Here is a 7,094-nt window from a genome sequence, read left to right on the forward strand (position 1 = left end):
AAAACTTCCCCCAGAAAACCTTTGCCTCATAAGACTGCGCTTACCTTAAATAATGGACTTTATGACTTTTACATAAATAATTTACCACCAATAAGAAAATTAATAGAACAGAAAAGCATACTCCAATACCGAATTATACAAAACACACCTTGCGTCATTAGAAACCCAACTCATAGTCGCAGCGGTCCGCCTTTCTTACGCCCGCACCACAAAATGAAAACCACCTGCCTAATCTCTACACACCTTATTGGTACTGTTGGTGGCAATGGGTCCCCTGCATTAGTTGGGCACGAACAGGTTGAAGACGAGGCATATAGGATAGCCCTTGCATCTTGCCATAACTCCACCATAGATTAGTTTGCGTATCTTAAAAAAGTTATTACCTTATATTTTAAATGGACTTCCTTCATAGGTCGCCTTTACGACTGGGGAATTTTACCACATACTTGGTAGCCCCCCGGCTAAAACCTTCTTATCTTTTTTCTATGATTTTTCCGTTCCATTGGGTTAAATTGGGCATATGCACTGAATACCACTTTTTAAAATAATCATCAATTTGGCTAACTTTCGCTTGCACAGCCCTGCGTAATTTTTCAATTTGTTTTAAATAGCCGCTCTTGGTAAAGTAATGCCTCAATTTACAAGGTCCCTGCCAAAATTTCTTGGATAATATCGGTGCGCGCTCAAAAAAATCAGTATCCAGGCACATTTCCTTTTCGTTATTGGGGCGGATTTTATAGGCTAGTCCATCTATATTTTTAAGCAGCGAAAGTGATTTCAGGCGTGGAGCAAGTTCAAAAGCCATTATACGTATTTGTATATAATTATCTTTCCTACATATGGTGGTAGTTAGGAACTCCAAAAATTTACCTTCACACAAGCGGCACATATCGTACATATACCCCAATCCCGCGTAATATCCAAACCAAGCGTCCTTGAAAGGTGCGCTAACAAAATTTTTATCCTTTAAAATAGGGAGAATATCGCGCAGGAAAACAGTATTCCTCGCTTGTAGTATTTCCTTGCTCGTTGCCTTATACCAAAACATTTTTCAAATCCTTGGGGGCTATTCCGTCCACATCTTGCCAAAGTATAGCATTTTTAGCGCCCAAACTTACCTGCCGCCCGCCTAAAAAAATATCAGGCGACAAAAGGTTGTCGCCGGAGCGTGCTATGATAAATGTATGGAACCCTTAATAGAAGCATACTTGTCTGGTAACGAGAAGCGCCTCCGCCAACTGGTGTTGTCCGGGGCGGATGTCAATCGGCCAATGCGTGAGTACCCGGGCGATATTTTGTTGGAGCCTTGTTTGGCTAAAAATATCCGCCTGGTAAAGTTTTTGCTAAGCCACGGTGCCCAGCCCACGGGGAAACTCCTATCAGACCTGATTGGGTATAGCGGAGTTTTGCCCGTGCGGTATCTGGCCAGACTTTTGCGGCGGTTGTTAAAAACCGGTGCGAACCCCAATGCAAAGGATCACATACACCCCCTCTTGTGGTGGGCCGCGGAGAGCTGTGATTCGCGCACGCGCGACAATGCGCGGCTGGCGTCTGTATTGCTACAATTCGGGGCGGCCCCCAATCTACGGGCGGACCCGTGCAAGGGGGACTACAACCCACAAGAAACGCCCTTTTTGCGGGCGGCGTATTGCAACCAAACGGCTATGCTCATTAAACTGCTTAAATATGGGGCAGATATAAATACTGTGGATAATTACGGGCGAAATGCGCTTTTTTACGCGGCAATGGGTATGGGGCGGTTACCCGTCTATAAGTGCTTGGTACGGCACCATATTGATTTGCAGCACCGCCTGCCGGACGGGACAAGCATTACGGATTATATGCGGAATTTGTCCCCGTTTGTAAGCGGACAGGCCGAGGCGTATTTAATCGGTTACGGGGCTCCGCGTCCTACTATCCCGCGTGCCAAACTTCGCCCTATCCTATAATCCAAGCCGCTATACTTTTGCGTGCTTTATTGCTATCCACTCGCCCACCCGGCTTTTGCTTGCATAAAAAACCTGCTTTTTGTATTGTATGGGTATATACTTGCTTTTCTTCCTCGTTAAATTTTTCTATTGGAGCATACTATGGCAAATTACCGTTGGGGTATTGATTTGGGCACATCTTCTATTGGCGTGGCCGTTTACGAGACGGACGATAACGGCAAAATCCTTTCTTTAAAACATTTGGACAGTTATATCTTTGGCGAGCCTGTGGCCCCCAAGGAAATGGTAACTTTGAACACCGCCCGCCGCGCGGCGCGTTTGATTCGCCGTCAGGTGGAGCGCAAGGCGGCCCGCCTTAAAAAAATGTCCTACATTGCTAAATCCTTGGGCGTTACGCCGGAAGTTTTGCGCGCCACGCCGGAGGACGTTATCGCCTTGCGTGCCCAAGCGGTGCGGGAGGAAATTTCTATCCCGCAACTTATCAAGGTGCTTAGCCACATCGTCAAAAACCGCGGCTACAAGGGTACCCTGTCCGCAGAGGACAAAGGCACCGTCGGCAAAAAATTATCCCAAACAGCGCAAGCCCTTACCGGGGGTAAAACCTTGGGCGAACTCTTGTACGAGCGCAAAACGCAGGCCAACGGCCAGCCGTGGCGGAAGGTGGAAGAAGACGGCACTTTCATTTACCGCCAATTAGTAGAGGACGAATTTGCCCGCATTTGGGACACGCAAGCCAAGTTCCACCCGGAGTTAAACGGCTCCTACGCTGTGTGGGGGGATAAAATGTTCCCTGATTATCCGGGCAAAACAGAAATCCCGTTGAAAGATGCCTTCCACTCGGCAATGTTTTACCAACGCCCGATAAAGTGGGAATTGGAAACGGTCGGAAACTGCGAAATTTATCCTACGGAAAAGCGCGCCGCCACGGCCCAAATTGCCTATCAGCATTACCGTATGGCAAAGGTACTTTCCGATTTGCGCGTGCGCACTAAAAACACGCGCGAAAGCGTCCCGCTTACGTTGGCGCAAAAGTCGCAACTTTTTGAATTTTTGGACGCGCACACCGCGGAATATTCGCCGGAAACAAAGGCCGTTCCGTTTACCACGCTATATAAGAAGTTGGGCCTGCCGGAAGGGTGCACCTTTACCTTGGACCGCACCTATCACGCTAGAGGCGGCTTAAAAGGCAATAGCACTTTGTACGCGTTTGAAAAGGCGGGCGTTTTAAAAGAGTGGTCCAATTTAACGGATACGGTGCAAGAATTGGTCTTGGAATTTTTAGCCAATGTTTCCAACCTGTCGGACATTATGGACAATTCGGACGCGTACATAAAAGAGCGTGTACCGGAATTAACCAAAAACTTAAAGCCCACCACGCAGGATTGCGAAGCGTGCTATAAATTTATTTTGCAGTTAAAAGAGCGCAATGTATTGCCGGAGTTGTCGTTGGAGCAAGGGCGCAGTTCATACAGCATTAAAGCGCTTAAAATGCTTACAGAGCGCATTATGCAGGGCGAGCAGGAAGCGGACGTCTTGGCGGAAATAGAAGCGCAAAAAATGCACCCGCAGGGCAAATTCCGCTCCACCGAGGCTATTTTGAACGAGCAAGCCATTAACGACCCGGTTGTTTCCCGCGCGCTTGCGGAGTTTAGGCGGGTAATGGCTTATACCTTGCACAAGTTTGGCCAGCCGTCCGAAGTGGTGGTGGAACTTTCCCGCGACATTAAAAACTCCTTGCGCCGCCGCCAATTTTTGGAAGGCCAAAATAAAATCCAGGCGGACGCGCGCAAAGAGGCTATTGCAGAATTGCAGGCGCGTCATACGTTAGTCAGTCCCCGCAATATAGAAAAATATTTGCTGTGGAAAGAACAGGATGAAATGTGCCCATATAGCGGACGATCTATTTCCTTTGGGCAGGCGTTTGACGAAAAACAAACGCAGGTGGACCATATTATCCCGCAGCGCGGGGAAATTGGCGGGCCAAACGTGTTTGAAAATAAGGTATTGGCGTTTACGGACCAAAATAAAGAAAAAAGTAACCGCCTGCCTTACGAGTGGAAATTCCAAGCGGACATAGACGATTACTTGGCTTTGCAAGCCACCAACAAGCAGAAAAAGAAGAATAAAGAGGCGGTTAATTACGATTTTGGCCGTCATAGTACGCTGATTAGCTTTGTACAGCATTTGTGGGCCCTCTATTCCAAAGAGAAAAAGGGGTATTACTCCGCCCGCGACCACAAATATAAACCCACGCAAAGAGGGGCTCGTATTTTGCGCAAAATTAATAACTTACTGGCTACGCCGGACGAGGTAAAGCAAGATTTTGTGGCACGCCAGAACCAAGAAACCGCTTGGATAGGCAAAATTGTGCTGGACTGGTGTAAGGACTTTTGTCCCAAGGTTACGCCCTCTTATGGGGCTTTAACCGCCTATTTGCGCGGACAGTTACATTTTGAGGATGTTCTGCCCTTAATCCGCTTGCAGGAAGGGAAAACTCTCTATGATAAAGACGATAAAGAAATAGACCCCGCCAAATGGCAGGAACTTTACACCAAACATCAGTTAAATTACAAAGAAGCCGGGGCGTTGCAGGAGGATTTTGAGAAGTATTGTAAGGATAAGGACTTACTGACGGAAAGCGATAAACAAAAGGCGTATTTTAATTTTGTGCGGGAACAGCGTACCCAACTGCAATTTAACAAACGGTGCGACCACCGCCACCACGCGGTGGATGCGGCCGTAATCGGGTTGTGCGATTTGTCCTTGGTGCAAAAGGCTTCCGTTCATAATAGAAAATACGGAACCTTACATAAAATAGAAGGGATAAATCCGGACGGCTCCCGCAATAAAGATAAAGACATCTCGGGCCTTATGCTGGATAATATCCCACAGTATGCCGCGTTGCGCGAAGCCGTGCAAGCGCGTTTAACCAATTATGTGGTATGGCATAAGCCGGACCACTTTCCAAGCGGCGCGCTGTTTGACCAAACGGCGTATAATGTACTACCCAAAGACGGCGAAAAACGCCTGGTAAAGCGTGCCCCTCTGGCTAGTTTCTTAAAGGCAAACGAAAAGAAAACCTTGGAAAACTTGGAGAAATTACTGTTTTGCGACGCGGTAAAAAATGAAATTATTGCCCAGTTTAAAAAACGCTTGGCGCAGGGGATGACGCAAGAGGAAGCCTTGTGCGGAAAGAAAGACGACCCGTCCGACGGGATTTCTTACCGGGGCAATAAAGTAAAGCAAGTAAAATATATGTATTTAGTTGGCCGCGGTATCCGCGTGTTTGACGAAAACGCGGATAAAGAAATTTTTAGCACGGATAAAGTCGGCACTCAGCACAAAAAAGCCTATCAAAACGGTGGATACGCCTGTATGGACTTTGACGCCAAAACAGGCAAAAAGTTGGCGCTTATCCCCTTGTGGCAATATCAAAGCAAGAAGCAAGTGCCGCCCGGAGTGGTGCGGGTATTTATTGGAGATATGTTGTTTGATAAGGAACAGAAACAATTTTATACAATCAAACAGTTTAGCGCGCAGGCTGGTCTGGTATTGCAGTTAAATACGGAAGTTCAAAAATTTGAAGTTAGAACTTCCAACATTAAAAATTACAGCGTGGTATCCAGCAGGCAGGATATCGCCAAATTGAAAGATAATGAGCATACAACATCTGATTAGTATTGATAGGGAAGCCAAACTGTCTATTGACACGGGCAGGCTCAAAATAACCTTCCAAAACGCGGGCGAAACGCATTTTATCGCCGCGTGCGACATCGCCGTGCTTATTTTGGCTCACCCGTGTATCAGCCTGTCTTTGGCGGTTTATCAGGAACTGGCCAAAAACGGGGCGGTAATCCTTACGGCGGGGGAAAAGTATATGCCCTGCGCAATGAGCGTGCCCTTTGGCGTGAATATAGACGGAGCCCGCCGCCCTTTCCAGCAAGCCCAACAGTTAGGTAGCGACGCTGCCGGGCAATGCTGGGCGCAGTTGCTCTCGTCCAAGGTGTTGGGCCAAGCCTTGGTAGCAAGCGCGTTTGCACCGGAACTATCCGAGCGGCTTAAATTAATTGCCAAACACATTGAACCCGGGGATAAAGAGTGCCGGGAAGCGCAGGCCGCGCAACTGTATTGGCCGGAATTTTTTAAGTCGCTTGATAATCCCATAGATTTTAGGGATAAACAAGGAGCCACGGACCCGGTAAATATTGCGCTAAACTATGGTTATGCCGTCCTGCGGGCGATTGTGGCACGGGGACTGGCTGGGGCGGGGCTGTGCCTGAATTTTGGCGTGGGGCATTGCCGGAAGGATAATCCTTTTAACTTGGCCGACGATTTTATTGAGCCCTTCCGTTTTTTGGCGGACCGGGCCGTATATCAAATTTTTAGGGATAATCAGCCCACCACTTTTGATAAAGAGGTTAAAAAGCAACTGCTTTACGCGTTGCTTGCAAGCACAATTACTATTGCAGGGAAGATGTACCGCTTATTCCAAGGCGTAGATTTTGCCGTCAATAGTTATTGTTTAAGTTTGCAAGACCCACGCCGCAAATTGCTGCTGCCGAATTTGCCCGCACGCCCCGGCAAGACGCCGCAAACGTCTCTGTGGCAAGCCGTGCAGTTCCCCTATGAAACCCAATAGTTGGCGCATTATGTGGGTGGTGGCGGTGTTTGACTTACCGACGCAAACCAAAATCCAGCGCAAGCGGTACGCGGGGTTTCGCAAGTTGCTGTTGCATAATGGGTTTAGTATGATGCAGTACTCCGTATATGTGCGCAATATGCCCACAATGCACCAGGCGCAGGCGTTAATCAAGCAGTTGGGGCCGCAAACGCCGCCGCAGGGCCAATGCGCTTTTTTGATGATTACCGACAAACAATTTGGCCTGACGAGAAACTTCTATGGGCCGTCTTTACGGCAAGAAAAAATCCCCAAAAAGCACGAACAACTCATACTTTTTGAGGATTTTTAATTATTTACAACCAAATTAAAACTAATTTAAGTGGGAATAAATCCCTTTGCGGGCTTTAATGCCCTTGTTACCTAAGTTGAGGCACAAATAAGAATAAGGTTCCTGAAATTATTTTACCAAAAAGGCTTATTTTTTAACAACTTTTTATAGTTTAACAAATCTTACCTTATTCTTC

Annotated in this window: 5 protein-coding genes; 4 read left to right on the top strand and 1 reads right to left on the bottom strand. The window is 47.3% G+C overall.

Translation table 11 applies throughout. The annotated features are described in order from the left end of the window. Positions 1–472: 472 nt before the first annotated feature. Positions 473–889, bottom strand: a complete 417-nt coding sequence (locus B2118_RS06285; protein ID WP_428054249.1) for a hypothetical protein — start codon at positions 887–889, stop codon at positions 473–475. A gap of 295 nt (positions 890–1,184) precedes the next feature. Between B2118_RS06285 and B2118_RS06290 the strand changes: the two genes are divergently transcribed. The 4 genes from B2118_RS06290 to cas2 all read left to right on the top strand — a co-directional run bounded on the left by B2118_RS06290 (position 1,185) and on the right by cas2 (position 6,919). After that, on the top strand, positions 1,185–1,949 hold the full coding sequence (locus B2118_RS06290) for an ankyrin repeat domain-containing protein (protein ID WP_428054251.1): 765 nt from the start codon (positions 1,185–1,187) through the stop codon (positions 1,947–1,949). 141 nt (positions 1,950–2,090) lie between these two features. Then, positions 2,091–5,627 carry a type II CRISPR RNA-guided endonuclease Cas9 gene (cas9, locus tag B2118_RS06295; protein ID WP_428054253.1) on the top strand — a complete coding sequence of 1,179 codons (3,537 nt, stop codon included), beginning with the start codon at positions 2,091–2,093 and terminating at the stop codon, positions 5,625–5,627. Then, entirely contained in the window at positions 5,605–6,588 is a 984-nt protein-coding gene (gene cas1, locus B2118_RS06300; RefSeq protein WP_428054255.1) for a type II CRISPR-associated endonuclease Cas1, read from the top strand. The genes cas9 and cas1 overlap by 23 nt, the downstream gene beginning before the upstream one ends. Further along, positions 6,575–6,919, top strand: a complete 345-nt coding sequence (gene cas2 / locus B2118_RS06305) for a CRISPR-associated endonuclease Cas2 (RefSeq protein WP_428054257.1) — start codon at positions 6,575–6,577, stop codon at positions 6,917–6,919. Before cas1 ends, cas2 begins: the two co-directional genes overlap by 14 nt. Positions 6,920–7,094: the final 175 nt, after the last annotated feature.

The sequence above is a fragment of the Candidatus Avelusimicrobium stercoris genome, from assembly GCF_002437085.1.
In the GTDB taxonomy this organism is placed as follows: domain Bacteria; phylum Elusimicrobiota; class Elusimicrobia; order Elusimicrobiales; family Elusimicrobiaceae; genus Avelusimicrobium; species Avelusimicrobium stercoris.